The organism is Pseudomonas sp. SMSB3 (assembly GCF_052041965.1).
Lineage (GTDB): Bacteria > Pseudomonadota > Gammaproteobacteria > Pseudomonadales > Pseudomonadaceae > Aquipseudomonas.
This window is the reverse complement of record NZ_JBKGGV010000001.1, coordinates 627,598-651,915: the sequence shown is the minus strand read 5'-3', so window position 1 is coordinate 651,915 and position 24,318 is coordinate 627,598. Positions and strand designations below refer to the sequence as shown.

General features: G+C 63.1%; 29 protein-coding genes. 12 read left to right on the top strand and 17 right to left on the bottom strand.

Annotation, left to right across the window (positions count from 1 at the left end; genetic code table 11):
- Nucleotides 1–52 precede the first annotated feature (52 nt).
- The gene (locus ACLEJW_RS03070; protein WP_440776974.1) at nucleotides 53–502 is read left to right on the top strand and encodes a GNAT family N-acetyltransferase; all 450 of its coding nucleotides are present in this window, start codon (nucleotides 53–55) and stop codon (nucleotides 500–502) included.
- On the opposite strand, the gene def is transcribed toward ACLEJW_RS03070, so the two are convergent.
- The 3 genes from def to ACLEJW_RS03055 form a co-directional block, all read right to left on the bottom strand.
- On the bottom strand, nucleotides 457–993 hold the full coding sequence (def, locus tag ACLEJW_RS03065; RefSeq protein ID WP_145186288.1) for a peptide deformylase: 537 nt from the start codon (nucleotides 991–993) through the stop codon (nucleotides 457–459). The two genes, ACLEJW_RS03070 and def, sit on opposite strands and share 46 nt — an antisense overlap.
- Nucleotides 990–1,943 (bottom strand): YihY/virulence factor BrkB family protein, encoded by a 954-nt coding sequence (locus ACLEJW_RS03060; protein ID WP_145186286.1) that lies wholly within the window; start codon nucleotides 1,941–1,943, stop codon nucleotides 990–992. Before ACLEJW_RS03060 ends, def begins: the two co-directional genes overlap by 4 nt.
- Before the next feature lie 139 nt (nucleotides 1,944–2,082).
- Nucleotides 2,083–2,262: a CsbD family protein gene (locus ACLEJW_RS03055; protein ID WP_145186283.1), complete on the bottom strand. Its 180-nt coding sequence runs from the start codon at nucleotides 2,260–2,262 to the stop codon at nucleotides 2,083–2,085.
- Between the two features lie 229 nt (nucleotides 2,263–2,491).
- On the opposite strand from ACLEJW_RS03055, the gene ACLEJW_RS03050 reads away from it, so the two are divergent.
- Nucleotides 2,492–2,872, top strand: a complete 381-nt coding sequence (locus ACLEJW_RS03050) for a hypothetical protein (RefSeq protein WP_313296935.1) — start codon at nucleotides 2,492–2,494, stop codon at nucleotides 2,870–2,872.
- On the opposite strand, the gene ACLEJW_RS03045 is transcribed toward ACLEJW_RS03050, so the two are convergent.
- Nucleotides 2,873–3,709: a CvfB family protein gene (locus ACLEJW_RS03045; protein ID WP_440776957.1), complete on the bottom strand. Its 837-nt coding sequence runs from the start codon at nucleotides 3,707–3,709 to the stop codon at nucleotides 2,873–2,875.
- A 131-nt stretch (nucleotides 3,710–3,840) separates the two neighbouring features.
- On the opposite strand from ACLEJW_RS03045, the gene ACLEJW_RS03040 reads away from it, so the two are divergent.
- A complete protein-coding gene (locus ACLEJW_RS03040) occupies nucleotides 3,841–4,701 on the top strand; it encodes a DUF6279 family lipoprotein (RefSeq protein ID WP_440776956.1) in 861 nt (286 codons plus the stop codon).
- Nucleotides 4,702–4,726: 25 nt separating this feature from the next.
- On the opposite strand, the gene aceK is transcribed toward ACLEJW_RS03040, so the two are convergent.
- Nucleotides 4,727–6,442 (bottom strand): bifunctional isocitrate dehydrogenase kinase/phosphatase, encoded by a 1,716-nt coding sequence (gene aceK, locus ACLEJW_RS03035; protein ID WP_440776955.1) that lies wholly within the window; start codon nucleotides 6,440–6,442, stop codon nucleotides 4,727–4,729.
- A 111-nt stretch (nucleotides 6,443–6,553) separates the two neighbouring features.
- Here aceK and ACLEJW_RS03030 point away from each other — a divergent pair, with 111 nt between their 5' ends.
- Both ACLEJW_RS03030 and ACLEJW_RS03025 read left to right on the top strand, forming a co-directional pair.
- The gene (locus ACLEJW_RS03030) at nucleotides 6,554–7,429 is read left to right on the top strand and encodes a DMT family transporter (RefSeq protein WP_313645297.1); all 876 of its coding nucleotides are present in this window, start codon (nucleotides 6,554–6,556) and stop codon (nucleotides 7,427–7,429) included.
- Between the two features lie 10 nt (nucleotides 7,430–7,439).
- Entirely contained in the window at nucleotides 7,440–7,901 is a 462-nt protein-coding gene (locus ACLEJW_RS03025; RefSeq protein WP_440776954.1) for a DUF4265 domain-containing protein, read from the top strand.
- 18 nt (nucleotides 7,902–7,919) lie between these two features.
- On the opposite strand, the gene ACLEJW_RS03020 is transcribed toward ACLEJW_RS03025, so the two are convergent.
- Nucleotides 7,920–8,855, bottom strand: a complete 936-nt coding sequence (locus ACLEJW_RS03020; protein WP_145186263.1) for an aspartyl/asparaginyl beta-hydroxylase domain-containing protein — start codon at nucleotides 8,853–8,855, stop codon at nucleotides 7,920–7,922.
- A 184-nt stretch (nucleotides 8,856–9,039) separates the two neighbouring features.
- Nucleotides 9,040–10,014 (bottom strand): cysteine synthase A, encoded by a 975-nt coding sequence (cysK, locus tag ACLEJW_RS03015; protein WP_145186260.1) that lies wholly within the window; start codon nucleotides 10,012–10,014, stop codon nucleotides 9,040–9,042.
- A gap of 131 nt (nucleotides 10,015–10,145) precedes the next feature.
- Between cysK and ACLEJW_RS03010 the strand changes: the two genes are divergently transcribed.
- The 3 genes from ACLEJW_RS03010 to ACLEJW_RS03000 all read left to right on the top strand — a co-directional run bounded on the left by ACLEJW_RS03010 (nucleotide 10,146) and on the right by ACLEJW_RS03000 (nucleotide 13,429).
- Nucleotides 10,146–11,219 carry a DUF748 domain-containing protein gene (locus tag ACLEJW_RS03010; RefSeq protein WP_313296913.1) on the top strand — a complete coding sequence of 358 codons (1,074 nt, stop codon included), beginning with the start codon at nucleotides 10,146–10,148 and terminating at the stop codon, nucleotides 11,217–11,219.
- 172 nt (nucleotides 11,220–11,391) lie between these two features.
- Nucleotides 11,392–12,237 (top strand): AAA family ATPase, encoded by an 846-nt coding sequence (locus tag ACLEJW_RS03005; RefSeq protein WP_145186256.1) that lies wholly within the window; start codon nucleotides 11,392–11,394, stop codon nucleotides 12,235–12,237.
- 13 nt (nucleotides 12,238–12,250) lie between these two features.
- Nucleotides 12,251–13,429, top strand: a complete 1,179-nt coding sequence (locus tag ACLEJW_RS03000) for a vWA domain-containing protein (RefSeq protein WP_145186253.1) — start codon at nucleotides 12,251–12,253, stop codon at nucleotides 13,427–13,429.
- 49 nt (nucleotides 13,430–13,478) lie between these two features.
- On the opposite strand, the gene ACLEJW_RS02995 is transcribed toward ACLEJW_RS03000, so the two are convergent.
- The 6 genes from ACLEJW_RS02995 to ACLEJW_RS02970 all read right to left on the bottom strand — a co-directional run bounded on the left by ACLEJW_RS02995 (nucleotide 13,479) and on the right by ACLEJW_RS02970 (nucleotide 17,673).
- Complete coding sequence (locus ACLEJW_RS02995) at nucleotides 13,479–14,396, bottom strand: biotin-dependent carboxyltransferase family protein (protein WP_313296906.1); 918 nt, start codon at nucleotides 14,394–14,396, stop codon at nucleotides 13,479–13,481.
- Entirely contained in the window at nucleotides 14,393–15,079 is a 687-nt protein-coding gene (gene pxpB / locus ACLEJW_RS02990; RefSeq protein ID WP_313296903.1) for a 5-oxoprolinase subunit PxpB, read from the bottom strand. Before pxpB ends, ACLEJW_RS02995 begins: the two co-directional genes overlap by 4 nt.
- The gene (locus tag ACLEJW_RS02985) at nucleotides 15,079–15,801 is read right to left on the bottom strand and encodes a 5-oxoprolinase subunit PxpA (protein WP_409520946.1); all 723 of its coding nucleotides are present in this window, start codon (nucleotides 15,799–15,801) and stop codon (nucleotides 15,079–15,081) included. The genes pxpB and ACLEJW_RS02985 overlap by 1 nt, the downstream gene beginning before the upstream one ends.
- A 68-nt stretch (nucleotides 15,802–15,869) precedes the next feature.
- Nucleotides 15,870–16,391, bottom strand: coding sequence for a DUF2937 family protein (locus ACLEJW_RS02980; protein ID WP_313296898.1), 522 nt, complete (start codon nucleotides 16,389–16,391; stop codon nucleotides 15,870–15,872).
- Nucleotides 16,392–16,400: 9 nt separating this feature from the next.
- Entirely contained in the window at nucleotides 16,401–17,174 is a 774-nt protein-coding gene (locus tag ACLEJW_RS02975; RefSeq protein ID WP_145186238.1) for a class II glutamine amidotransferase, read from the bottom strand.
- Between the two features lie 13 nt (nucleotides 17,175–17,187).
- A complete protein-coding gene (locus ACLEJW_RS02970) occupies nucleotides 17,188–17,673 on the bottom strand; it encodes an MFS transporter (protein WP_145186235.1) in 486 nt (161 codons plus the stop codon).
- Between the two features lie 90 nt (nucleotides 17,674–17,763).
- Between ACLEJW_RS02970 and ACLEJW_RS02965 the strand changes: the two genes are divergently transcribed.
- Entirely contained in the window at nucleotides 17,764–19,803 is a 2,040-nt protein-coding gene (locus ACLEJW_RS02965; RefSeq protein WP_313296891.1) for a S9 family peptidase, read from the top strand.
- Here the strand turns inward: ACLEJW_RS02965 and ACLEJW_RS02960 are convergent.
- Nucleotides 19,800–20,078 carry a hypothetical protein gene (locus ACLEJW_RS02960; protein ID WP_313296888.1) on the bottom strand — a complete coding sequence of 93 codons (279 nt, stop codon included), beginning with the start codon at nucleotides 20,076–20,078 and terminating at the stop codon, nucleotides 19,800–19,802. The genes ACLEJW_RS02965 and ACLEJW_RS02960 overlap by 4 nt on opposite strands.
- 132 nt (nucleotides 20,079–20,210) lie before the next feature.
- Between ACLEJW_RS02960 and ACLEJW_RS02955 the strand changes: the two genes are divergently transcribed.
- The 3 genes from ACLEJW_RS02955 to ACLEJW_RS02945 all read left to right on the top strand — a co-directional run bounded on the left by ACLEJW_RS02955 (nucleotide 20,211) and on the right by ACLEJW_RS02945 (nucleotide 21,559).
- The gene (locus ACLEJW_RS02955; RefSeq protein WP_313296885.1) at nucleotides 20,211–20,582 is read left to right on the top strand and encodes a YajD family HNH nuclease; all 372 of its coding nucleotides are present in this window, start codon (nucleotides 20,211–20,213) and stop codon (nucleotides 20,580–20,582) included.
- A 71-nt stretch (nucleotides 20,583–20,653) separates the two neighbouring features.
- Nucleotides 20,654–21,124 carry an RNA methyltransferase gene (locus ACLEJW_RS02950; protein ID WP_145186223.1) on the top strand — a complete coding sequence of 157 codons (471 nt, stop codon included), beginning with the start codon at nucleotides 20,654–20,656 and terminating at the stop codon, nucleotides 21,122–21,124.
- Between the two features lie 93 nt (nucleotides 21,125–21,217).
- Nucleotides 21,218–21,559, top strand: a complete 342-nt coding sequence (locus ACLEJW_RS02945) for a DUF2892 domain-containing protein (RefSeq protein ID WP_440776953.1) — start codon at nucleotides 21,218–21,220, stop codon at nucleotides 21,557–21,559.
- Nucleotides 21,560–21,579: 20 nt separating this feature from the next.
- Here ACLEJW_RS02945 and ACLEJW_RS02940 read toward each other — a convergent pair whose 3' ends face one another.
- From ACLEJW_RS02940 to ACLEJW_RS02930, 3 genes are all read right to left on the bottom strand, one after another.
- Complete coding sequence (locus ACLEJW_RS02940) at nucleotides 21,580–22,788, bottom strand: hypothetical protein (protein ID WP_313296877.1); 1,209 nt, start codon at nucleotides 22,786–22,788, stop codon at nucleotides 21,580–21,582.
- Nucleotides 22,789–22,828: 40 nt separating this feature from the next.
- A complete protein-coding gene (locus tag ACLEJW_RS02935) occupies nucleotides 22,829–23,278 on the bottom strand; it encodes a YcgN family cysteine cluster protein (RefSeq protein WP_145186214.1) in 450 nt (149 codons plus the stop codon).
- Between the two features lie 106 nt (nucleotides 23,279–23,384).
- Nucleotides 23,385–24,317 carry a D-2-hydroxyacid dehydrogenase gene (locus ACLEJW_RS02930; RefSeq protein ID WP_313296872.1) on the bottom strand — a complete coding sequence of 311 codons (933 nt, stop codon included), beginning with the start codon at nucleotides 24,315–24,317 and terminating at the stop codon, nucleotides 23,385–23,387.
- Between the last annotated feature and the right edge of the window lies 1 nt (nucleotide 24,318).

Sequence of the window (24,318 nt, the reverse complement as noted above, 5' to 3'; positions counted from 1 at the left end):
GCGGCTGCCGCTCATGAACGATGATCGCTTGGACTCACAAGGCATGATGAGCATGACCAATCTGTGCTGCACCCTTCTCACAGGCCCGGAGCGGCGACTGCTCGAGCACTTCTACAAGCAACACGGCTCACGCATGCGCCCTGCCAATGATGGGCAGTGCTGGGTCGCCCGCAGCCCGCAGATCGTTGCTGGTCTGTGCCTGACGCCGATCGCCGATGGGCACTGGTTGACTGGGCTTTTCGTGGCGCCAGCGCAGCGTAGGGGAGGTATCGCCGCGCAGCTGGTCGAGGCTGCCCTGGCAGCTCACCACGGCCCGACCTGGCTGTTCTGCCAGCCGCAGCTTGTGGCGTACTACCAAAGGCTGGGGTTCAACAACACCCCGCACCTGCCTGAAGCCCTGGCATCGCGCCTGCAGCGCTACCTGCGCAGCAAGCCATTGCTCGCCATGGTCCGCGCTCAGTCGTCGCTGCTTTCAAGCCCCGGGAACAGCACGTCGGTATAACCGAACTTGGCGAAGTCCTGAATGCGCGATGGGTACAGGCGGCCGATCAAATGGTCGCACTCATGCTGCACTACCCGCGCATGGAAACCATCGGCAAATCGATTGATTGCCTGGCCCTGCGGATCGACGCCTTCGTAGCGGATATGCTTGAAGCGCGGCACTACGCCGCGCAAACCTGGCACGGACAGACACCCTTCCCAGCCTTCTTCGATTTCGCTGTTCAGCGCTGTGATCACGGGGTTGAGCAAGATGGTCTGGGGCACCGGCTCGGCGTCGGGATAGCGCTCGCTGCGCTCGAAGCCAAAGATCACCAGCTGCAAATCGATGCCGACCTGTGGAGCTGCAAGCCCCACCCCGCCCACGTGGTGCATGGTCTCGAACATATCGTCGATGATCTGCTGCAACTGGGCAGAACCGAACATGGCGTCGGGCACCGCCTGGGCAATGCGCAGCAAGCGTTCATCGCCCATTTTGATGATGTCGCGGATCATCGTGGCTGTGGCTCGGTGGGCTGCGGCTCGACCGGACGCTCATGCCCGAGCACGGTGTGGGTCTGTTTCGCCGGTTCATCTTCGAAGTCTTTCTCGCCCGGGTCCTTGCCTTCGGCCGACATGTGCTCGATCACCGCGTTCATTTCAGCGCCGAGCAGCAGCACTGCCGCCGAAATGTAGAAGTACAGCAGCAGCACGATGATCGCACCGATGCTGCCATACATGGCGTTGTAGTCGGCGAAGGTCTTGACGTAATAGGCAAAGCCCAGTGAAGCGATGATCCACACCACCACCGCCAGTACCGAGCCTGGGGTGATGAAACGGAATTTCTGTTTGACGTCAGGCATCACGTAGTACATCAGCGCCACCGCCACCATCATCAACAGGATGATCGCCGGCCAGCGCAGGATGGTCCAGACCACCACGATCATTTCTTCGAGGCCAACCTGGGCGGCGATCCATTCCATGACCTGCGGCCCGAGCACCATCAGCGCGGCTGACACCAACAGCATGCCGGCAATGCCGATGGTATAGACGATCGACAACGGAAAGAGCTTCCACACCGGCCGGCCTTCGGTGACGTCGTAGGCCGCGTTCATGGCGCTCATCATCAAGCGCACGCCCGCCGACGCCGTCCACAGGGCGATGACGATACCAATCGACAACAGGCCGCCCTTGGACTGCTGCAGCTGGTCGATCACCGGGTTGACCAGATCCAGCGCTTGCGGGGGCAATACCAGCTCCGATTGCAGGCGCAACCAGGAGAAGAAATCGGGGAGATGCAAGAAACCGATCAAGGCGATCAGGAACAACAGGAAGGGGAACAACGAGAACAGCATCTGGTAAGCCAGTGCCGAGGCGTAGGTCGACATCTCATCGTCGACGAACTCTTTGACGGTGCGTATCAGCACGCGGTGCAGAGGCAGGCCCTGCAGAGCGGGGAAAATCATAGCGTCTCCTTTCGCCGCTTGATTCTTGAGTACAACGAGCAAGTCTACTAGACCCTGACGGCGCTGCACTGATCCCAGCCATGCCTGAAGCGAAATCGACTCACCCGCACTGGCGGCAACCGGTGCGGGTGAGCATGGATCATGGCTTCTTCACAGCGTCTTTCACATCACCTTTGACCTGCTGGCCTTCACCCTTGATTTCCTGGGCTTTGCCTTCGGCACGCAGCTTGTCGTTGTCGGTCACTTTGCCGACGCCTTGCTTGACGTTGCCGACTGCTTCATTGGCCATACCTTTGATCTTGTCTTTGGTGCCGCTCATGGCAAATCTCCTGCAAAGGGGACACGTAACTGTGTCGACAGTAGGTGGACCCGCCGCTTGATGCAGGAGTTTCATCGATTTTTTTCGAACAAGCCAAACGGTTCTCTCCAGCGGATTTTCTGCCGTAATCCGCTGCGCTTGCCGAGCGGGGCGGCGGCATGTGTTGCCGGCCTTGGTGCAAGCCCGCACAATGCACGCCTAATCAAGCGTCAAACCCGCAGGAACCTGCATGAAACTCGATAAACCCGCTGCCATCGCCCGCCGCAATCAGGCGCTGGCCAATCCGGTGCTCACCAGCGCCAACACCCTGTTCGCCAGTCTCGACCGCAAGCGCAACCTGTGGTGGTTCGACGTACCGGTGGCGCTGCTGCGCAAAGGCCAGCCCGACTGGGTCAACCTGCTGCTGCATACGCCCGAAGGTGACGAGCTGCAGCATTTGAAGGTGCCGGTCAACTTTCTGCGCGCCCATCAGGAACAGATGGAGGTGCGTAACCCCGGCAAGCGCCGCTCGACCATCAGCCTGGCATTGAGCGCGGACCGCGACTCACTGCTGCGCGATACGCGCCCAGGTGGCGAGCAACTGGACTTCACCACCTTCGTGCAGCGCTGATCAGGCTTTCTCGATGCGATCGTCATGGATGACGATGCGGCCCTGCTTGAACAAGCCACCAATGGCTTTCTTGAAGTTGCCCTTGCTGACGTTGAACAGCTGGCTGATCACCTCTGGCGCGCTTTTGTCGCTCACTGCCAGCACGCCACCTTCGGCCTCCAGGCGCGTCATGATGCGCTCCTGAAGCTCGTCACCCAGGGCCTTGCCGATCGGCTGCAGGCTCAGGGAGATCTTGCCGTCGTGCCGCAGCTCCTTGATGAAGCCATCGACGTGCATGCCTGAACGCAGGAACTTGAACACCTCATTCTTGTGGATCAAGCCCCAGTGGCGGTTGTTGATGATGGCCTTGAAGCCCATGGGTGTCTCGCCGGCCACCAGCAATTGCACCGGCTGGCCGACCTGGTAGTTGGCCGGGCTGAGGTCGAGGTAGCGGTCCAGGCGCGAAGTGGCGGTGATGCGCCGGGTGCGTTTGTCCAGGTAAGCGTGCACCACGCAGTAATCGCCGATCTTCAGCGGCCGCGCTTCTTCGGAATAAGGCATCAGCAAGTCCTTGGACAGGCCCCAGTCGAGGAAGATACCGGCGCCATTGATATCCTTGACCTTGAGACTGGCGAACTCACCGACCTGCAGCTTGGGCTTTTCGGTGGTGGCGATCAGCTGGTCTTCGCTGTCCAGGTAGATGAACACGTTCAGCCAATCGTCGATTTCGGTTTCTGCGTCCTTTGGGATGTATCGCCCCGGCAGCAGAATCTCGCCATCGGCGCCGCCGTCCAGGTACAGGCCGAATTCCACGTGTTTAACGATTTGCAAACTGTTGTAACGCCCAAGCAGAGCCATTTCCGATGTTCCTCGTGACAAGGCGACTATTCTACACCTGAAGCCACCGCACTGCCCGGTCGCTGATTGGGTGGAACCGCTGGGCGCCCTCTCGCGTCTACCGACTGGCCAGCCATTGCAAGGACCCGCACATGCTCGCACGCCTGTCCAAAACGCTGCTCGTCCTCATCGCCTGCGCCCTGGCACTGAACGCCTGCAGCCGCATGGACCTGGCCTATCGCAACCTTGACCGACTGGTGCCGTGGTCGCTCGACGACTACCTGGCCATGAACCGCGAGCAGAAGACGCTGCTCGACGAACGGCTTAAACAGCACCTGGCATGGCACTGCAAAACCCAACTGCCGGGTTATCTCGAGTGGCTCGACCGCATCCGCGACATGGTCGCCCAGGACCAGGTGACCGACCAGGCCCTGCAGCAGCGCACCGTCGAAGCGCGTGAAGCGATCGGCCGGGTCGCCGCAGCGATCACGCCCTCGGCCATCGAGCTGCTGCGCGGCATGAATGATCAGCAAGTATCGGAAATGCGCGAAGCCTTTGCCGAAGACATCGCTGAGCGGCAGAAGAAATACGTCGATACCCCGCTGCCCAAGCAGATCGAGCGGCGCGCCGAACGCATGGAAAAACGTCTGAGCAGCTGGTTCGGCGAGCTTAGCCCGGCGCAACGCCAACGGGTGCAGGCGTGGTCGCAAGCGCTGGGTGAGCAGAACCGCGAATGGATCGCCAATCGCCAACACTGGCAGCAACAGTTGCTGTTGGCAATGTCTCAGCGCAACGACCCAAACTTCGACGGCCGCATGGCGACCTTGTTGCAGCACAAGGAAAGCCTGTGGACCCCTGCCTACCGCGCGGCCTTTCACAACACCGAGCAGCAGGCCCGCAGCTTGCTGATCGACCTGGTGCAATCGAGCACCCCGGCACAGCGTGACTATCTGCTCCAGCGCCTGGCCAAGGTGCGCAGCCAGTTCAGCCAGCTCAAGTGCCTCAATGGCTGATACGCGTGGGCGCTGAGCCTAGCCCTCAGCGCGCCTTGCGCCGGTAGGGGAAGACATCGATAACCTTGCCCTCGCCGATTGCGGTTTGCAGGCCCTGCCAATACCTGGCATCGAACAGCTCGCCATGCAAGCGGCTGAATAACTGCCGCTGCCCGCTATCGGCGAACAGGAAGGGCGGAAACTCCTCGGGGAAGACATCGTGCGGCCCAATCGAATACCAGGGCTCGCCGGACATTTCGTCTTCAGGGTAACGCGGCGGCGGAATGATTCGGAAGTTCACCTCGGTGAGCCAACAGATCTCGTCGTAGTCATAGAACACCACACGGCCATGACGGGTCACGCCGAAGTTTTTCAGCAGCATGTCTCCGGGAAAGATATTGGCCGCGGCCAATTGCTTGATGGCCAGCCCATAGTCGTCCAGTGCTTCGAGCACCTGCGCGTCGCTGGCCTGCTCCAGGTACAGGTTCAGCGGCGTCATGCGTCGTTCGGTCCAGCAGTGGCGGATCAGCACCGTGTCACCCTGTACCTCTACGGCGGAGGGCGCTACGTCGAGCAGTTCGGCCAGGCACTGCGGGTCGAATCTGTCGCGCGGAAAACGAAAGTCGGCGAATTCCTGGGTATCGGCCATGCGCCCGACCCGATCGACGCTTTTCACCAGCCGGTATTTGTCGATCACCGTGGCCCGGTCAACCGTTTTCACCGGCGAGAAACGGTCCTTGATGATCTTGAACACCGTGGTGAAGCCGGGCAGGGTAAACACGCTCATGACCATGCCGCGCACCCCCGCAGCCATGACGAAGCGGTCGTCGCTGCTGGCCAGATGATTGATCAAGGCGCGGTAGAACTCCGATTTACCCTGCTTGTAGAAGCCGATCGAGGTGTATAGCTCGGCGATGTGCTTGCTCGGCAGGATGGCCTTGAGAAAGTGCACGAATTGCGCGGGCACCGGGACGTCCGCCATGAAGTAGGAGCGGGTGAAGGAAAAGATGATCGACACCTGCGCCTCGTCGGTGATCGCCGCGTCCGCTTCGATGCCGTGGCCGTCTCGATGCAGCAGGGCGAGCACCAGTGGCCACTGTTCATCCACGGTGTACAGACGGCCGACCAGGTAAGCGCCTTTGTTGCGGTACAGCACCGGCACGAACAGCTCCACGGTCAAGGCCGGATCCTTGCACACCCAGTCGGGCAGGCATTCGCGCAACTGCGCTTCGAGCCGCGCCAGGTCGCCTTGCAGATCGCCATAGGGCGTGGCGAAGGGGTAGTCGGCAAGGATCGCGCGCAGCAGCGCCTGGAGGTCGGTCTGCAGCGTGTAGCTACGGGTCTGGGCAGCCCGTTCGCGCGCGGTGGCGGCGGGCCGGGTGGAGTGGATGAACATGCAGCGGTCGCTGATCAGATCGTGGCTGAACAAGCTGCAAAACAGCGAGTTGTACCAGGTCTCGGCCAGTTCATCGTCCAGACGCAGGTCGATCAGTTCGATATAGGCAGCCTTGACCTGGGGCCATTGCTCGACATCGAGCAGGCGTTCACGGGCGAATGCCTGGCGCAGTCTGCTGTTGACCTCGCCAACCTGGGCTTCGTAGAGATGGATGCGCGCGGCGGCAGCGTGCTGGCTGTCGTGCCAGCGCGCCTGCTCGAAACGCTCGCGTGCGCCTTGAGTGATCTGGCGAAACAGCTCGCGATAGCGGTCGAATCCGTCGAGGATCAGCCGGGCTATGTCGGTTGCGGGCCAAGGCGTGGACATGCAAATCACCTCCAGCGGATTGAGCCCTTGAGCTTAGCAGCGCAAGAAAGCACAAGAATCGCCCAGACCACTCACGTACACTCGCGCCCTGCCCTGTTCCCGGAGACCGTTGTGAGCCCCATCGCTTTTGCCCGCCTGCTGACCCTTGCTGCTGTCTGGGGTGCGAGCTTTCTGTTCATGCGCATCATCGCGCCAGAGTTGGGCACCGTGCCGACCGCGTTCTTTCGGGTCTCGATCGCCTGCCTGGGGTTGATTGCCATCCTGGCTGCCAGCGGTGTGCGCTGGGACTTTCAAGGCAAGCTCGGCGCCTGCCTGGTGCTTGGGATGATCAACTCGGGAATTCCGGCGACCTTCTATTCGGTGGCCGCGCAGTTGTTGCCCGCTGGCTATTCGGCGATCTTCAATGCCACGACCCCGCTAATGGGCGTGCTGATCGGCGCGCTGTTCTTCCGCGAGCCGATGACCCTGCCCAAGCTGGCCGGTATATTCCTCGGACTGTTGGGTGTCGGAATCTTGAGCGGCGCAGGCCCCGTGGCGCTGGACCGGGCGCTGGTGCAGGGCGCGCTGGCGTGCCTGGCGGCGACCACCTGCTACGGCTTCGCCGGCTACCTGGCAAGGCGCTGGATCAGCGGCCTGGACAGTCGCCTGTCGGCGTTGGGCAGCATGCTCGGCGCGACCCTGATGACCAGCCCGCTGTTTGCCTGGAGCGCGCTGACCCAGCCACCGGTCAGCTGGGGTGGTTGGCAGGTGTGGCTGTCGTTGCTGGGCCTGGGCCTGCTGTGCACAGCCTTCGCCTACATCCTCTATTTCCGTTTGCTGGCCGAGATTGGCCCGATCAAGGCCAGCACCGTGACCTTCATGATCCCGGTGTTCGGCGTGCTGTGGGGCGCCTGGCTGCTGGATGAACCGCTATCGCTGGCGCACTTGTATGGCGGGGTGTTGATCGGCCTGGCGCTGTGGCTGGTGCTGCGGCCAGCGCGGCGGTGAGGCGCCAGGGGTGAGCGGCTCGTTCAGAAAGATCCTGTTCCGTCTGGCCCAGGATGCCAGCGGCTATCCGCCCGCTTCGGTCGAAGGGCTCTGGGCGCACTCGGTACAGGGTGATGAATATCGCGTCGACAGTATCCCCTTTCACGTCTACGGCATTGCCCCAGGCGATCGGGTGAGCGTTAGCCACGAGGGCGAGCAGGCTTGGTTCGCCACGCTGCAAGCCAGCGCGGGGGCATCGGTGTTTCGCGTGCTGGTCAAGCCGCCGGAGACGGTCGAGCAGGTCCAGGCTGCGCTGGTCGAATTCGGTTGCATCTGCGAGCTGGAGAAAGCCATCAGGTTGCTGGCCGTCGCAGTGCCAGCCGAGCGGTCGGCCGACACCTTGATCTACTACCTGCTGACCCAACGCGAGGCGGGAACATTGGAGTTCGAGGAGGGTGTACTGCGCCACCCAATCCCCGCGGAGCTGCGCTAGGCGTTTTGCGTAGAAAAATCAGAACAGCCAGCGCACCAGCAGATAGGCCACCACGACCGCCAGGACCGGCCGCAGAACACGGTAGGCCTTGGGATTGGCACGCTTGAACTGTTTGACGTGAGTGCTGATCTTGTTGCTGAAGCGCTTGCTCCAGGCGTACGCCTGGTTGATTCCGCCCACGCGTTCGTCGTCGGTGTTCTGCGGCGCCGTGGCGCGGCCGAGGAAGGCGCTGACACTGCGGTTCAGGCGGGTCATCAAGCGGCTGCTCAACGGGCGTTCGATATCGCAGAACAGGATTACCCGGGTCACGTCGGTTTCGTTCTTGACCCAATGCACATAGGTCTCGTCGAACATCACGTCTTCACCGTCGCGCCAGGCATACTCCTGCCCATCGACATAGATGCGGCAGGCGTCGGAGTTGGGCGTCGACAGGCCCAGGTGATAGCGCAGCGAGCCGGCGAACGGGTCGCGGTGCGGATTCAGGTGGCTACCGCCAGGCAGCAACGCAAACATCGCGCCCTTGACGTTGGGAATGCGGCTGACCAGCTCGACGGTCCTGGGGCACAGTGCCTCGGCCGACGGCAGCGGCTTGTCGTACCACTTCAGGTAAAAGCGTTTCCAACCTTTCTTGAAGAATGAACCGAAGCCTGCGTCGTTGTCCTTTTCGGCGGCGCGGATATACCCCTCATCGAACAGGCGCATCGCCTCTTCACGAATCACCTGCCAGTTGTCCTTGAGCACGTCGAGTTCCGGAAAGCGCTGGCGGTCCAGGTAAGGCTTGGACGGCACCGCGGAGAACAGGTACATCAGGCTGTTATAAGGTGCGAACAGCGCCGAATGATTGACGAACTGACGCAACACCGGCAACCGCGCCTTACCGCGCAGGTGCACATAGAGCACGCTGAGGAAAAATACCAGCAGGACACCCGCCTTGGCGAGAAAGGAAAAGGTCATGCAACACTCCTAGGTGGGGCACAGTCCAGCGCTGCCCGCCCCGAAAAAATCATCCCGCCATCATAAGCCGCAAGCTGCGGGCTGCCTAGCGGCAAGCAAAAGCAAAAGCGCGTCCGCATGGGCCACGCCGTTGCTCTTACTTGAAGCTTGAAGCTTGAGGCTTGCCGCCAGGCAGCTCGTCGCTTCAGGGCTGGTTCTCCAGGTCGCTGAACAAGTCGCTGAAGAGCATGCTCGACAGGTAGCGTTCGCCCGAGTCGGGCAGGATGACGACGATGGTCTTGCCTTGCATTTCAGGCTTTTCCGCCAAGCGCACCGCCGCTGCCATCGCTGCACCGCATGAGATACCGCAGAGGATGCCCTCCTCCTGCATCAAGCGAATGGCCATCGCCTTCGATTCTTCGTCGGTGACGGTCTCGACCTGGTCGATGATCGACAGATCGAGGTTTTTCGGCACGAAGCCTGCGCCGATGCCCTGGATCTTGTGCGGGCTGGGTTGCAGTTCGTGGCCCGCCAGGGTCTGGCTGATCAGCGGCGATGCCAGCGGCTCCACTGCCACGGAAATGATCGACTTGCCCTGGGTATGCTTGATGTAGCGCGACACACCCGTGATGGTGCCGCCGGTACCGACGCCAGCGACCAGCACATCGACCGCACCGTCGGTGTCATTCCAGATTTCCGGGCCAGTGGTCTTTTCGTGGATGGCAGGGTTGGCCGGGTTCTCGAACTGGCCCGGCAGGAAGTACTGCTCCGGCGCGGCAGCCACGATTTCGTTGGCCTTTTCGATAGCCCCCTTCATGCCCTTGGCAGGGTCGGTGAGCACCAGCTCGGCGCCCAGCGCCTTGAGGACCTTGCGCCGCTCCAGGCTCATCGAAGCTGGCATGGTCAGCATCAGCTTGTAGCCACGGGCAGCGGCGACGAAGGCCAGGCCGATGCCGGTGTTGCCCGAGGTCGGCTCGACGATGGTCATGCCCGGCTTGAGCTTGCCGCTGCTTTCGGCGTCCCAGACCATGTTCGCGCCGATCCGGCACTTGACCGAATAGCCTGGATTGCGGCCTTCGATCTTGGCCAGAATCGTCACCCCGCGTGGCGCGATGCGATTGATCTGCACCAGCGGCGTGTTGCCGATGGAGTGGGCGTTGTCTGCAAAGATACGGCTCATGGCAGGGTCCTTGAACATGAAAAACAACAGGAAAGACCCCAAGGGTAAGCCCGCCTCGCTGGCCAGTAAAGCATTCGAACCGCAGGCCGCGGCCCGTGGTCAACCCACAATCGACCCTGGAGAGCCTTGCGATGAAAGCGCGATATCGCCGGCCGCTGATTGCCCTGGCCACCCTGGTGCTGCTGATAGTGGCGCTGCACCTGGCCTTGCCGCATCTGGTGCGCAATTACCTGAATGAAAAACTGGCCGACATGGGCGAATACCGTGGCCAGGTGACCGACGTGGATCTCGCCTGGTGGCGCGGTGCCTATCAGATACATGGCCTGAAAATCGTCAAGACTACCGGCAAAGTGCCAGTGCCGCTGCTCGATGCGCCATTGATCGACCTGTCGGTCAGTTGGTATGCCTTGATCCATGATCGCGCCGTGGTGGCCAAGGTGGTGTTCGATCGACCCGAACTCAACTTTGTCGATGGTGGCAGCAAACAGGCCTCGCAGACCGGCCAAGGCACCGACTGGCGCCAGCAGCTGGACAAACTGCTGCCCATCACCCTCAACGAGTTGCACATCGAAAACGGCACGCTGACCTTTCGCAACTTCAATTCCAAGCCGCCGGTCAACCTCAAGGCCACGCAATTGACCGCCGACATCCGCAACTTGACCAACGTGCGCGATCAGCAAGGCCGGCGCGATGCCAGTTTCGACGGCACCGCGCTGATTGCCGGGGATGCCAAGGTCGAAAGTCGTGCTACCTTCGACCCCTTCAGTGACTTCGACGATTTTGAATTCCGCTTGCGCGCTACCGGCATCGAGTTGCGCAGACTCAATGATTTCGCCAGTGCCTACGGCAAGTTCGACTTCAATGCAGGCCACGGCGACGTGGTGATCGAAGCCCAGGCCGAAAATGGTCGATTGCATGGCTACATCAAACCTTTGCTGCGCGATGTCGATGTGTTCGATTGGCAGCAGGACGTCGAAAACAAAGACAAGGGCTTGTTCCGCTCAATCTGGGAAGCGGTGGTCGGTGCTACAGAAACCGTGCTCAAGAACCAGCCGAAAAACCAGTTCGCAACCCGTGTCGAACTCAGTGGCAGCGTCCATCAGCAGAACATCAGCGGCTTCGAGGCGTTTCTGCAGATCCTGCGCAATGGCTTCGTGCAGGCCTTCAGCGCACGCTACGAGCAGCCGGCGCCTGATTCCGACTGAATGAACGTGACGGGCCATTCAGGGACTGAATACCCGGTCTGCGTTTTCAGCGCCGAAGCCGCGCGTTATAGTCCGGTGCACATCAATCAACTGTCGCTTGCGTCGGTCCTTGAGCTGCCTGCACCTGCAGGCCGGGACCTGTGACCCAGGCAGGCCTGCAGAGGAATGCGTCATGAAGTTCGAAGGCACCCGCGACTACGTCGCCACAGACGACCTGAAACTGGCGGTCAACGCGGCCATCACCCTCGAACGTCCGTTGCTGGTCAAGGGTGAGCCTGGCACTGGCAAGACCATGCTGGCCGAGCAGCTCGCCGCCTCGTTCGGCGCACGCCTGATCACCTGGCACATCAAATCCACCACCAAAGCCCACCAGGGTCTCTACGAGTATGACGCCGTAAGCCGCCTGCGCGATTCGCAGCTGGGCGTGGACAAGGTTCACGACGTGCGCAACTACCTGAAGAAAGGCAAGTTGTGGGAGGCTTTCGAGGCGCAGGAGCGTGTCATTCTGCTGATCGACGAAATCGACAAGGCCGATATCGAGTTCCCCAACGACCTGTTGCAGGAACTCGACAAGATGGAGTTCTACGTTTACGAAATCGATGAAACCATCAAGGCCAAGCAGCGCCCGATCATCATCATCACCTCGAACAACGAGAAGGAACTGCCCGACGCTTTCCTGCGCCGCTGCTTTTTCCACTACATCGCTTTCCCAGACCGCAACACCCTGCAGCAGATCGTCGATGTGCACTACCCCACTATCAGCCAGAGCCTGGTGAGCGAGGCATTGGACGTGTTCTTCGACGTGCGCAAGGTACCGGGCCTGAAGAAGAAGCCGTCCACGTCCGAGCTGGTCGACTGGCTGAAATTGCTGATGGCTGACAACATCGGCGAGGCGGTACTGCGTGAACGCGACCCGACCAAGGCCATACCGCCGCTGGCAGGCGCCCTGGTCAAGAACGAGCAGGATGTGCAGTTGCTCGAGCGCCTGGCCTTCATGAGCCGGCGCGCTAACCGCTGACAGGAGGCGGGCGATGCTGCTTAACCTGTTCAACGAAATGCGCGCGGCCAAGGTGCCGGTGTCGGTGCGCGAGCTGCTCGACCTGCACCATGCCCTGCAAAAGGGCGTGGTGTTCGCCGACATGGACGCGTTCTATTACCTGGCCCGGGCCATCCTGGTCAAGGACGAACGCCATTTCGACAAGTTCGACCGCGCCTTCGCCGCCTACTTCAAGGGCCTGGAAAACCTTGATCAGCAGATTGAGGCGATGATCCCGGAAGACTGGCTGCGCAAGGAATTCGAGCGCTCGCTGAGCGATGAGGAACGCGCGCAGATCCAGTCTCTGGGTGGCCTGGACAAGCTGATCGAGGCATTCAAGCAGCGCCTCGAAGAGCAGAAAGAGCGCCACGCCGGCGGTAATAAATGGATCGGTACCGGCGGCACCAGCCCGTTCGGCTCGGGCGGTTTCAACCCAGAGGGTATTCGCGTTGGCGAGGCTGGCAAGCGTCAGGGCAAGGCGGTCAAGGTCTGGGATCAGCGGGAATACAAGAACCTCGATGACCAGGTCGAGCTGGGCACGCGCAACATCAAGCTGGCGCTGCGTCGTCTGCGCAAGTTCGCCCGCGAAGGCGCCGCCGAGGAACTGGATATCGATGGCACCATCGATCACACCGCGCGTGACGCCGGCCTGCTGAACATCCAGATGCGCCCTGAGCGGCGCAACACCGTCAAACTGCTGTTGCTGTTCGACATTGGCGGCTCCATGGACGCGCATATCAAGGTCTGCGAGGAACTGTTTTCGGCCTGCAAGACCGAGTTCAAGCACCTGGAGTACTACTACTTCCACAACTTCGTGTACGAGTCAGTGTGGAAGAACAACCTGCGTCGTACCTCAGAGCGGTTTTCCACGTTCGATCTGCTGCACAAGTACGGGGACGACTACAAAGTGATCTTCGTCGGCGACGCGGCCATGGCGCCCTATGAGATCACTCAGCCAGGCGGTAGCGTCGAGCACTGGAACGAAGAAGCCGGGTATGTGTGGATGCAGCGCTTCATGGAGAAATTCAAGAAAATCATCTGGATCAACCCGTATCCCAAGCACGCCTGGGAATACACCGCCTCGACCCACCTGGTGCGCGACCTGATCGAGGACAGGATGTATCCGCTGACCCTGCAAGGCCTGGAAGAAGGGATGCGCTATCTGTCCAAGTGACGCTGCCGGGTGCAACGCTGCTCAGTAGCCCGTCAGGCGCTCGGCGCCTTCAACGCCAACGCTCCAAGTAGGCCTGGTGCTGTTGCCAGGCTTGCTCTTGTACCACCGGCCTGAAGCGGACCTTCGAACCCGGCATGCACTGCGCCAGCTGTGCCAGCGCCAACGGCGCCAATGCCCCCAGCCGCGGATACCCGCCGATGGTCTGTCGATCGTTGAGCAGCACGATGGGCTGCCCGTCGGGAGGCACCTGCACCGCGCCCAGCGCAATGCCTTCGGAAATCATGGGTGTGCCTTGGTAAACCAGCTCAGGGCCCAACAGGCGAATGCCCATGCGGTCGGCTCGGCTGTCCAAGGTCCAGTCACGATTGAACACGTCGAACACGCTGAGCCCGCTGAAATCACCAAGCTGTGCGCCCATCACCAGGTCGAGCACCGGCTTGGCCTCACAGCTTGGGCGCAGGGCCGCCGGGACTTCGCGCAGCGCAGGTGTACCACCCACGAAGCCAAGCCGCTGGCCCTTGCCTAACGCTGTACCCTGACCATCGACACCGCCCAAGGCTTCGCGCATCACCGTCGCACAACTGCCCAGCACTGATTCGGCCAGCCAACCCCCGGGGGCGGCCAGGTAGGCACGCACGCTTTGGCTGGGCTGCTTCAAGGTCAGGCGCTGACCGGCGCTGACCCTGAAACTGCGCCAAGGTCGCACGGGCTGGTCGTCGACATGCGCCTGCAGATCGGCGCCTGCCAGTGCCAGCACGCAATCATCCTCGGCCAGCAACGCGAAACCACCCAGTGCCACTTCGATCACCGGCACCGTCAACGCATTGCCAAGCAGCCAGTTGGCCCACTGCATGGCGACCCAATCCAGGGCGCCGCCTTGGGTAACCCCCAGGTGCCGCACACCGAATCGCCCGGCATCCTGCAATTGGCACAGCGCGGTGCTGGCCTCGACCTGCAATCGCTTCATGCCTGGGCCTCCACATCCCCACCCAACGCCACGAATTCGTCACGCGACACAGCCACGAACCGCACCCGATCGCCTGGCTGCAGCAAACTATAGTTCTCGCGGGCGCGGTCGAACAAACGCGCAGGCGTTCGCCCGATCAGGTTCCAGCCCCCCGGCGACGCCGCTGGATAAGCGGCCGTCTGCCGTTCAGCGATGCCCACGCTGCCGGCCGCCACGCGCTTGCGCGGGGTGCTCAGGCGCGGGCTGGCCAGGCGTTCGTCGACCAGCCCCATGAAGCCAAACCCGGGCGCGAAGCCCAGGGCGAACACCGGGTATTCGCGTTCAGTGTGCAGGCGCACCACCTGCGCCATGTCCAACCCGCTGCGAGCTGCCAGCAAGGGTAGTTCTGGCCCCACGCTTGGGTCATACCACACCGGGATTTCGTGACGACGCCCGCTGCTGCTGGCGTCGGGCTGCAGGTGTTGCAGCGCTGCGCCGATCAACGCCCTGGCTTGGCTTGGCGCAAGGTCAGACTGCAGCATCAGCGTGGTGTAGGAAGGCACCAGGTCGATCAGATGAGCGCCGAACGCGGCACGCAAGCGCTGGTTCGCCGCGAGGATCCAAGGCATGTTGGCTTCATCGATACGGTCGAACAAGCGCACCATCAGGCTGTCGATGGCGACGACTTCGATACGCATGTCCATCAGCTTTCCAGCGCATCGAGGGCTTGACGGATCTGCCGCACGGCCGCCACCGAGCTGTCGTTGTCGCCGTGCACGCAGAGGGTGCTGGCGGAAAGGTTCAGCGCACTGCCTTCGACTGCCACCAGTGCTTCCCCGCGGGCCAGGCGCAGCGCCTGCGCTACCACCAGGGCCGAGTCATGGTGCACCGCGCCGGGCAGGCGCCGCGAGAGCAGATGACCGCTGGCGGTATAGGCGCGATCGGCGAAGGCCTCGAACCACAGCGGCACCCCGATCTCATCGCCTAGCGCTTGGGCGGCGCTGTCGTCGGCAGTGGCCATCAGCATCAGTGGCAGACCGCTGCCGTAGCTGGCGACGGCCTCGAGCACGGTGCGCAGTTTCAACGGGTCAGCCATCATGTCGTTGTACAGCGCGCCATGGGGCTTCACATAGGCCACTTGGGCGCCCAGCACCTTGCTGATGCCATCCAGGGCGCCAATCTGGTAATGCAGCAGGTCGCGAATTTCGTCGGCGCTGCAGGCCATGGCGCGACGCCCGAAACCGACCAGGTCCGGGTAGGCGGGGTGCGCGCCGATGGTCACGCCGTGCTCCAGCGCCAGGGCCACCGTGCGACGCATGATGCTCGGGTCGCCGGCGTGATAGCCACAGGCGATGTTGGCGCAATCGATGTAGGGCATTACCTCGGCATCCAGGCCCATGCGCCAGCTGCCGTAGCTCTCGCCCATGTCGCAATTGAGTAGCAGGGGTTTCAACTGAACATGCTCCTGTGTCTGCGCCGGCAGGACCTTGGCGATCAGCGCCAGCTCTCTTTGACCGCCGCGCGGCGTCCGCCCAGTATCACCCAACCCAGCCCCAGCAGCAGGCTCTCGACCACAAGGGCCAGCACGAACCCTGTGCCGATACCCCAGGCGATGGCTTCGGGTACCAGCAGGATCTGGTAGCTGTAGGCGTTGAGGGTTTCTTCACGCAGTTGCCGATCCGGCTGTACCAGGACATGCCAGGTACGGCTCAACCAGCCGCCTTGCAGGGCCTGCCATTCGTCTTCGAGAAGCTGATTGCGGATCAGCAGGCTCTCGATGCTGTTAGCGTCGCTGTTGAAGACCGGGTCATCGCTGGTGCGGTAGTGACGCACCAGGGCTTGCAGGTCGCCGTTGAAGAAGCGCTCGGCGGTCTGCTTGAAGCCGTCGAGCGCCTGGCGCGACTCGAACAGGTGCGCCTCGACCCGCTGGCTGTAGTCCTTGACCAGCCCGGGCACCTGGATACCGGCCAACAGGCCGACCGTGAACAGCAGCAACCGCAGGTAACTTCTGAACATGCAGCATCCTTAGCTCTGGCCTTGCGAAACGCACTCTCCGTGGCGCCACAGGCCCCATTGGCCCGGTTCGTAGCGCCGCCAGGTCTCGTTCTCGGTCAAGGCCTCGGTGGCGATCACCGTCACCACATCATTGGGTGTGGTTTGGGTATGAAAATCAACGATCAGGTCGACATCCTTCAGGCGTGCCGGGCCGAACGGGGCGCGTCGGGTGATGTGAACCAGCTTGGTCGAGCAGAAGCAGAACAGCCAGTCGCCGTCTGACAGCAGGCAATTGAAGACGCCCTTGCTGCGGTAGCCGGCACAGGCTTCGACCAGCACCGGCAGCAGCTGTTCGACTTCAACAGGCTCGGGGAAGGCCGCGCGAATGCGGTTGAGCAAGTCGCAGAATGCCGCTTCGCTGTCAGTGTCGCCTACCGGGCGATAGAACGTCGCCTCGCCACTGAACGCACCAAGCTGGCCATTGTGCGCGAAGCACCAGTTGCGGCCCCACATCTCGCGCACGAACGGATGGGTATTGGACAGGCACACCCGGCCAACGTTGGCCTGGCGAATGTGCCCGATCACCACCTCGCTCTTGATCGGATAGCGCTGCACCAGGTTGGCCACTTCCGATTCGCTGCTGGCCGCCGGGTCCTGGAACAGACGCAGGCCGCGCCCCTCGTAGAAACCGATACCCCAACCGTCGCGGTGCGGGCCAGTGCGCCCGCCGCGCTGCATCAGCCCGGTGAAACTGAAGACGATGTCGGTGGGGACGTTGGCACTCATGCCCAGCAGTTCACACATGCGCTATCTCCGCTTACAAGCGTGGCTCGACCCGGCCGCCGACAGGCGCCGGAGCACTGCGGTAGCGATCCTGGCGCTCGGCCGCCAGCGGCGCATCGACCACCACCGCGTGGTCCTCGGCGGCGCGGCGCTGTGCGGCGGCGTCGGCCTGGGCGCGACGCTCGCGGGCGCGCTTTTCCAACGGCCAGCGAACCAGCACGAAGACGATATACAGGGCGAAGGCGATCATGCCGTACATGGCGATATCGGAGATCGCCCGCCAGGCATTGCTGCCGACCTTGAAGGCCAGATCCAGGGCAGTGATGGCGATGGCCGGGGCGAAGCTGTCCTTGACCGGGTCGACGATGGTCGGCGTCAGCAGCAGCACGGCAATGATCACTCGCAGCGGTTCGCGCAGCCAGCGCCACATCCACCCGGTGATTTTGAAGCCCACCAGCAGGCAGCCGAGCGCCGCGACTACATAAAGGCCCCAGGCGAAGGTGTATTCGTTCTCGATCATGGTGTTCGTGCAAGCCAGGCGAAGAGATGCCTATGATAAACACTTTTCAGGGCGCAGACAGCGTCTCCCTGTTCCGCTCAAGGATCCCCGATGCCTACCAAGCCCCAGCCTCCCCTCGCCCGCCAGGCCCAAGGCGCCGATCCCTACGCCTGGCTGCAACAGCGCGACAGCCCCGAGGTGCTCGAGTACCTGCACGCCGAGAACGCCTACCAGCAGGCCTGCCTGGCCGACCAGGCGCCGCTGCGCGAGCAGCTGTTCGAAGAGATCAAGGGCCGCATTCTCGAAACCGACCTGTCGCTGCCCACGCCTTGGGGCCCGTATCTGTACTACACGCGCACCACCGCGGGCGATGAGTACCCGCGTCACTATCGCTGCCCGCGCCCGAGCGATGACAGCAACGACGTCGACCCGCAGCAGGAACAGCTATTGCTCGACCCCAACGCCTTGGCAGGCGGCGGTTTCCTGTCGCTGGGGGCATTCAGCGTGAGCCCCGACCATCAGCTGCTGGCCTACAGCGTCGATAGCAGCGGCGATGAAATCTACACCCTCTATGTCAAGGACCTGACCAGCGGTGCCGTGACCGCCCTGCCCTTCGACGACTGCGACGGCAGCATGACCTGGGCCAACGACAGCCAGACGCTGTTCTTCGCCGAGCTCGACGATACTCATCGCCCGTGGCGCCTGCGCCGCCACACCCTGGCCCAGCAAGGCGCCGCCACGGTGTTCGAAGAGCCCGACGGGCGCTTTTTCCTGCATTGCTACCGCACCAGCTCCGAGCGCCAGCTAGTGCTGCTGCTGAGCAGCAAGACCACCAGCGAAGCCTGGGTGCTGGATGCGCACACGCCCCAGGCAGCGTTCACCTGCCTGGCGCCGCGGGTCGAGGACCATGAGTACTTTCCCGACCATGGTCAGCTCGACGGTGAGTGGCGCTGGTTCATCCGCAGTAACCAGGACGGCATCAACTTCGCCCTCTATCACGCACAGGCGACGCCCGTACCGAGCCGAGAGCACTGGCAAGTGCTGGTACCGCATCGCCACGACAGCATGCTCGAAGGCCTGAGCCTCAATGCCAGTGCCCTGACCCTGAGCCTGCGCGAAGGCGGCCTGCCGATCATCGAAGTGCGTCCGCAGGACCAGCCGAGCTACCGCGTGGAGTTGCCCGATGCAGCCTACAGCCTGTACGTGCAGGACAGCCTGGAATTCACCAGCACCCGTGTGCGCCTGCGCTACGAGGCCCTCAACCGCCCCGCCCAGGTGCGTCAGCTGGAGCTGGCCAGTGGCGCCCAGCAGGTGCTCAAGCAGACGCCGGTGCTCGGCGACTTCGACGCCGACGCCTACATCAGCGAGCGCTTGTGGGCGCGCGCGGCCGATGGCACGCAGGTGCCGATCAGCCTGGTCCGCCGTCGGCAAGACCAAGGCCGCTGCGTGCCGCTGTACCTGTACGGTTACGGCGCCTACGGCGAGAGCCTCGACCCGTGGTTCTCGCATGCACGCCTGAGCCTGCTCGAGCGTGGCGTGGCCTTCGCCATCGCCCACGTGCGCGGCGGCGGAGAGCTCGGCGAAGCCTGGTACCGGGCCGGTAAACAGGCGCACAAGGCCAACACGTTCAGCGACTTCATCGCCTGTGCCGAACACCTGATCGAGCAAGGCGTGACCACGCCAGAGCGCCTGGCCATCAGCGGTGGCAGCGCGGGCGGGCTGTTGATCGGCGCGGTCCTCAACCTGCGCCCGGCGCTGTTCCGCTGCGCCATTGCCGAGGTGCCGTTCGTCGATGTGCTCAACACCATGCTCGACCCCGAGCTGCCGTTGACCGTCACCGAATACGACGAATGGGGCAACCCTGAAGAGCCTGAAGTATACGAACGTATCAAGGCCTATGCGCCCTACGAGAACGTGAGCGCCCAGGCCTACCCGGCGATGCTGGTAGTGGCCGGCTACAACGACAGCCGCGTGCAGTACTGGGAAGCGGCCAAGTGGGTGGCTCGGCTGCGCACGCTCAAGACCGACGACAACCTGCTGCTGCTCAAGACCGAGATGGGTGCCGGGCATGGCGGCATGAGCGGGCGCTATCAGGGGCTCAAGGACGTGGCCCTGGAATACGCCTTCGTACTGGGCGAGCTGAACGCCTAGTCATCCTGCCCGACCGCCTTCGGCGCGTCCTGGCGCAGCCCGGGCAGCGGCTGGTCCCTGGGTGGACCGGGGCGCGGCATCGGCGGCAACAGCGGCGCGCCCGGATGGCGGTCGTAGGCCTTGGGTGGCGCGCTCGGGGTAATCTGCGGATACGGCGTGGGCGTGGCAGTGCCAGGTGCGCCGGGCACCGGGGTAGTGAGCCTGGGCGGCGCGTCGGCCGCCAGCGCCCCAGGCGCAGCGGCGAGCAGCACGGCGGTGAGGAGCGCGTGATACATCGGCAACCTCCGGTCGAAAACCTCTGTACAGGCTACGCCGATATTCGTCTTTGCGCCTGTCCGCTGCCCCTGCAAGCGCGCTAGACTCGATGGCATAACCGTCACCTGCCTGATCAGAACAAAGGAAACACCATGAGTTCGTCTTCCTCCGCCGCGGCCACTGCCCGCCTCGACCGCATCCTCGCCGACGCCAAGCGCGACAAAGAGATGGGCTACCGCGACAAGGCCCTGAAGATGTACCCGCACGTCTGCGGCCGCTGCGCCCGCGAATTCGCCGGCAAGCGCCTGAGCGAGCTGACCGTGCACCACCGTGACCACAATCACGACAACAACCCGCAGGACGGCTCCAATTGGGAGCTGCTGTGCCTGTACTGCCACGACAACGAGCACTCGCGCTACACCGACCAGCAGTATTTCAGTGAAGGCTCGACCATCACCCCAAGCATCGCCAAGGCCACCCACAACCCGTTTGCCGGGCTCGCTGGGCTGCTGAAGAAAGACTGAGCCGCGATTGCTCACCCACCACTGCCGGCAAGCCCGTATAATCTCGGTTTTTTCGCCAAGGGCCCCGGTACGTGGCAAACAAACGATACAGCTGCATCGGCCTGTTCAACCCCAAGTCGGCCGAAAATGTCGGTTCGGTGATGCGCGCCGCGGGTTGCTATGGCGTCAGCTCGGTGTTCTATACCGGCAAGCGCTATGAACGGGCGCGCGATTTCGTCACCGACACCAAGCGCGTGCACTACGATATCCCGCTGATCGGCATCGACGACCTGCAGCGCATCATCCCACTGGGCTGCACGCCAGTGGCGGTGGAACTGGTGGACGGCGCAAGGCCGCTGCCTGACTACACCCACCCGGATCGGGCGATCTACATCTTTGGCCCTGAAGACGGTTCGCTGAGCGAAGAGGTCCGGGGATGGTGCGAAGAAACCATCTATATCCCCACCGAAGGGTGCATGAACCTTGCCGCCACGGTGAATGTGGTGCTGTACGACCGTATGGCCAAGGGCCTCAATACCCGCTCAGGGCCAAAATTCAAGTAGTCGCGCTACCCGACAAGACCTTCCAGTGCACTGGAGTGAACGCTGATCGCGGCAAGCAGGTCAGCTGCTTACATTCCATAAGGAGGGCTTGCCATGCTCGATAAACATCGCGCCACTGCGGCGCAGGAACACAATGTCCAGGGTCTGGAACGTGCCGGCTCGTTGGCCGGCGGTGCGCTGATGTTCACCAAAGGCCTGCGCCGCGGCGGCCTGATCGGGCTGGTGCAAATGGCGGTCGGTGGCCTGGCCGTGGTGCGCGGGGTCAAGGGCCACTGCGCGACCAAGGCCTGGCTGGAGCGCCATCGTCAGGAATACCAACGCCTGCGTACTGATATTCAACGCAGCGCCGCCGACCTGAAGGCGCTCAAATCCAGCGCGCAAGCGGCCACCGAAGGGGTGACCGTGACTGGTAAGGATCCGGTGACGGGCCTCTGAGACACCAGGCGTCGTACTGGTCAGCGCAGGACTTTGCTCTGTAGCACCTCGGACCTGCGCTCCAGTACGCTTTCACTGATCTGCACGAATTCTTCGGTGTTCACGCTCGGCAGGCGCATCAGCGCGCGCGTGACATCGTCCAGCGAACGCTTGGACTGGGTGTGAATGCGAATTTCCTTGTCCAGTGCCTGCAGCAGCAACACTGCCCGGGCCGTCTGCGCCCCAGTGGCATGCTCGGCGCGCAGTTGCGTCACCTTGCTGCCTTGCTTCTGCAGCCGTGCCTGCCATACCTCGTAGCGGTCGTCGCTGATGCCGCCAGCGCGGCGCAACAGCTCGGTCGCGTAATATTCGGTAAGGCTTTGCGCCAGCCAGTCGCTGTCATCACGCACGCGAATCTGTGCGAACAGTTGCACCAGTTCGCGCAGCAATGGGCTGCTCCCGCTCTCGCTGACCAGCGGCCGGCTGCTGTGCAGGTAGATCGAACCGTCGCCAGCCGTTACCCCACGGGCCATGCCGTCACGGGCGCCGACCAGCAGCAGTTTGCTTGGGTTTCTCGGGAATACCGCCTGCAGATGCGGCCAGACGAAGGTCAACAAGGTCAGGTTGTCCATGCGCCGCATGCCCTGCCCCACCGGCGCTGCCACAGTGACGTCGGTTTCACCCAGGCGCGCGCGGCGGCTGCCCAGTTCACCTGCCAGTATCCAACCGGTGGGGCGGTCGAACAGGCGCGATACATTGTCGATGCGAAACGTGTCTTTACCGATGCGCGGCCAGCGCGTCTCGACACTCTTCCAGCCTTCGGGCAGATCGACGCTCATGCGCGCGACCAGCTCGGTGCCATCCTGCTGGTCGAGGCGGGCCGGGGGCACCAGTTGATCACCCAGAAACAAGGCCCACTGGGGCGTGATACGCGAGGTGTAGGTGCCACTGCGCAATTGCTGGTCCAGCTTGACCCGGTAACTGAGGTGGGTCGTGCCGGCGGCGGGGCGCCATACCCCGCGCGCGCCCTGCTGCTGCCACTGGCCGTCGGCGTGAAAGCCGCTGTAGAGGCCGGCGCTGCCCAGGTCGAAGTCCAGGCTGCGCACGGCACTGCCCTCGGCCAGGGTCAAGCGCACCTCAGCCTGGCCCGTGGCGGGCAACAGGCGGACCTGGTAATCGAGGTCGACCTTCTTCGCCCACACCGGCGGGCACACGGCAACAGCGAGGAGCATCCACAATGGGCAACGCATACAGAAACTCCTTGTTCCTCAGAGGCGCCTGAGCCTGTGGTCAGCTGGCGCGAAAAATCAGGTGGTCTTCCCAGTCGTCTTCGTCGACGTCGAGCTCGCTGAGCATCCGCCCCGACTGCGAGATGCGCTGTTCATGCACCTGCTTGCGGTCGCCACAGACCAGCGGATGCCACTGTGGCAAGTCCTTGCCCTCGCTGACCAGGCGGTAGCCGCAGGTGCTGGGCAGCCACTTGAACTGATCGGCCTTGCCCGGGGTGAGCTGAATGCAGTCGGGCACCTGGGCAAAACGGTTGGGATAGTCGCTGCACTGGCAGGTGTTCAGGTCGAGCAGTTTGCAGGCGATGCGCGTGTAATAGACGCTGTTGTCGTCCTCATCCTCGAGTTTCTGCAGGCAGCACAGGCCGCAGCCGTCGCACAGCGACTCCCACTCGTGCGGGCTGAGTTGTTCGAGGGTCTTGCGCCGCCAGAACGGCGCACTGTCAGCGGTCATTACACAGGTTCCTGCTATCAATTTCATGCCACGGCGCGCGGCGGCGCCAGTCTAGAGCCTGGCCTGCGGCAATGCCAGACCGCTTGTCAGGGCCAGGCCGGTGCCGTCAATAGCCGCGCTGGAAATCCACTTCGCCGCGCAAGCCTTGCCCGCTCGCGTAGGCCCGCACGTTCTCGGCGAACAACTGCACCATCGCCAGCGGCGAGGTCGGCGCCGAACTGTGCCCGGTCAGCAGCAGGCCCCAGGCGGTCCAGAACGGGTGGCGCGGTGGCAGTGGTTCCTGGCGGCAGACATCGATCACCGCCCCGGCCAGATGACCGAGCTTGAGCGCCTCGACCAGGTCGGCATCGACCACCGCAGCGCCGCGACCGGCGTTGATGAACAGCGCCGTCGGCTGAAAGCGCTGAAACAGCGCAGCGTCGTAGAGATCATGGGTCGCTGGGGTGTCCGGCAGCAGGTTGAGCACATAATCCACCTCAGCCACCAGACGCGACAGCTCGGCCAGGCCCGCCACTTCAACGAACGGTGCCTGGGTACGGGCGCTGCTGGCGATGCCGTACAGCGTCACGCCGAACGGCACGAGCAGCTCGGCCACCCGCTGGCCGATGTCGCCGGTGCCGACGATCAGTACCTTGCGCCCTTGCAGGCTGCGCCCGGGGCGCTCGTCCCAGCGTCGTTCGACCTGGCTGACCAGGCGCGGCAGTACCTCGCGCTCATGGCCGAGCATGTAGGTCAGCATGTACTCGGCCATGACCTGACCAAAGATGCCCACGGCGCGGGTCAAGCGGTAGTCGCGTGGCAAGCCCGCTGCCAGCAATGGCGTGATGCCGGCCCAGGTCGACTGCATCCACTGCGGCGTGTGACCCTGGCGCAGCAGACTGGCCAGCAGGTCTGGCTGCCCAAGCCAGATATCGCATTGCGGCGCCTGGCGGGCCAGCACGGCAGAGTCGTCGCTGGTGAGCACAGACAGCTCGGGCAGGGTTTCGTGCAGGAGCTGGCAATAGCGAGCGTGGTCGTGCTCGGCGATCAGGACGCGCACG

What these genes read in the sequence shown, in the direction of transcription:
- ACLEJW_RS03070 (WP_440776974.1), top strand. Translation starts at nt 53, where the DNA reads ATGACCAATCTGTGCTGCACCCTTCTCACAGGCCCGGAGCGGCGACTG.
- def (WP_145186288.1), bottom strand. Translation starts at nt 993, where the DNA reads ATGATCCGCGACATCATCAAAATGGGCGATGAACGCTTGCTGCGCATT.
- ACLEJW_RS03060 (WP_145186286.1), bottom strand. Translation starts at nt 1,943, where the DNA reads ATGATTTTCCCCGCTCTGCAGGGCCTGCCTCTGCACCGCGTGCTGATA.
- ACLEJW_RS03055 (WP_145186283.1), bottom strand. Translation starts at nt 2,262, where the DNA reads ATGAGCGGCACCAAAGACAAGATCAAAGGTATGGCCAATGAAGCAGTC.
- ACLEJW_RS03050 (WP_313296935.1), top strand. Translation starts at nt 2,492, where the DNA reads ATGAAACTCGATAAACCCGCTGCCATCGCCCGCCGCAATCAGGCGCTG.
- ACLEJW_RS03045 (WP_440776957.1), bottom strand. Translation starts at nt 3,709, where the DNA reads ATGGCTCTGCTTGGGCGTTACAACAGTTTGCAAATCGTTAAACACGTG.
- ACLEJW_RS03040 (WP_440776956.1), top strand. Translation starts at nt 3,841, where the DNA reads ATGCTCGCACGCCTGTCCAAAACGCTGCTCGTCCTCATCGCCTGCGCC.
- aceK (WP_440776955.1), bottom strand. Translation starts at nt 6,442, where the DNA reads ATGTCCACGCCTTGGCCCGCAACCGACATAGCCCGGCTGATCCTCGAC.
- ACLEJW_RS03020 (WP_145186263.1), bottom strand. Translation starts at nt 8,855, where the DNA reads ATGACCTTTTCCTTTCTCGCCAAGGCGGGTGTCCTGCTGGTATTTTTC.
- cysK (WP_145186260.1), bottom strand. Translation starts at nt 10,014, where the DNA reads ATGAGCCGTATCTTTGCAGACAACGCCCACTCCATCGGCAACACGCCG.
- ACLEJW_RS03010 (WP_313296913.1), top strand. Translation starts at nt 10,146, where the DNA reads ATGAAAGCGCGATATCGCCGGCCGCTGATTGCCCTGGCCACCCTGGTG.
- ACLEJW_RS03005 (WP_145186256.1), top strand. Translation starts at nt 11,392, where the DNA reads ATGAAGTTCGAAGGCACCCGCGACTACGTCGCCACAGACGACCTGAAA.
- ACLEJW_RS03000 (WP_145186253.1), top strand. Translation starts at nt 12,251, where the DNA reads ATGCTGCTTAACCTGTTCAACGAAATGCGCGCGGCCAAGGTGCCGGTG.
- ACLEJW_RS02995 (WP_313296906.1), bottom strand. Translation starts at nt 14,396, where the DNA reads ATGAAGCGATTGCAGGTCGAGGCCAGCACCGCGCTGTGCCAATTGCAG.
- pxpB (WP_313296903.1), bottom strand. Translation starts at nt 15,079, where the DNA reads ATGGACATGCGTATCGAAGTCGTCGCCATCGACAGCCTGATGGTGCGC.
- ACLEJW_RS02985 (WP_409520946.1), bottom strand. Translation starts at nt 15,801, where the DNA reads ATGGGCGAGAGCTACGGCAGCTGGCGCATGGGCCTGGATGCCGAGGTA.
- ACLEJW_RS02980 (WP_313296898.1), bottom strand. Translation starts at nt 16,391, where the DNA reads ATGTTCAGAAGTTACCTGCGGTTGCTGCTGTTCACGGTCGGCCTGTTG.
- ACLEJW_RS02975 (WP_145186238.1), bottom strand. Translation starts at nt 17,174, where the DNA reads ATGTGTGAACTGCTGGGCATGAGTGCCAACGTCCCCACCGACATCGTC.
- ACLEJW_RS02970 (WP_145186235.1), bottom strand. Translation starts at nt 17,673, where the DNA reads ATGATCGAGAACGAATACACCTTCGCCTGGGGCCTTTATGTAGTCGCG.
- ACLEJW_RS02965 (WP_313296891.1), top strand. Translation starts at nt 17,764, where the DNA reads ATGCCTACCAAGCCCCAGCCTCCCCTCGCCCGCCAGGCCCAAGGCGCC.
- ACLEJW_RS02960 (WP_313296888.1), bottom strand. Translation starts at nt 20,078, where the DNA reads ATGTATCACGCGCTCCTCACCGCCGTGCTGCTCGCCGCTGCGCCTGGG.
- ACLEJW_RS02955 (WP_313296885.1), top strand. Translation starts at nt 20,211, where the DNA reads ATGAGTTCGTCTTCCTCCGCCGCGGCCACTGCCCGCCTCGACCGCATC.
- ACLEJW_RS02945 (WP_440776953.1), top strand. Translation starts at nt 21,218, where the DNA reads ATGCTCGATAAACATCGCGCCACTGCGGCGCAGGAACACAATGTCCAG.
- ACLEJW_RS02940 (WP_313296877.1), bottom strand. Translation starts at nt 22,788, where the DNA reads ATGCGTTGCCCATTGTGGATGCTCCTCGCTGTTGCCGTGTGCCCGCCG.
- ACLEJW_RS02935 (WP_145186214.1), bottom strand. Translation starts at nt 23,278, where the DNA reads ATGACCGCTGACAGTGCGCCGTTCTGGCGGCGCAAGACCCTCGAACAA.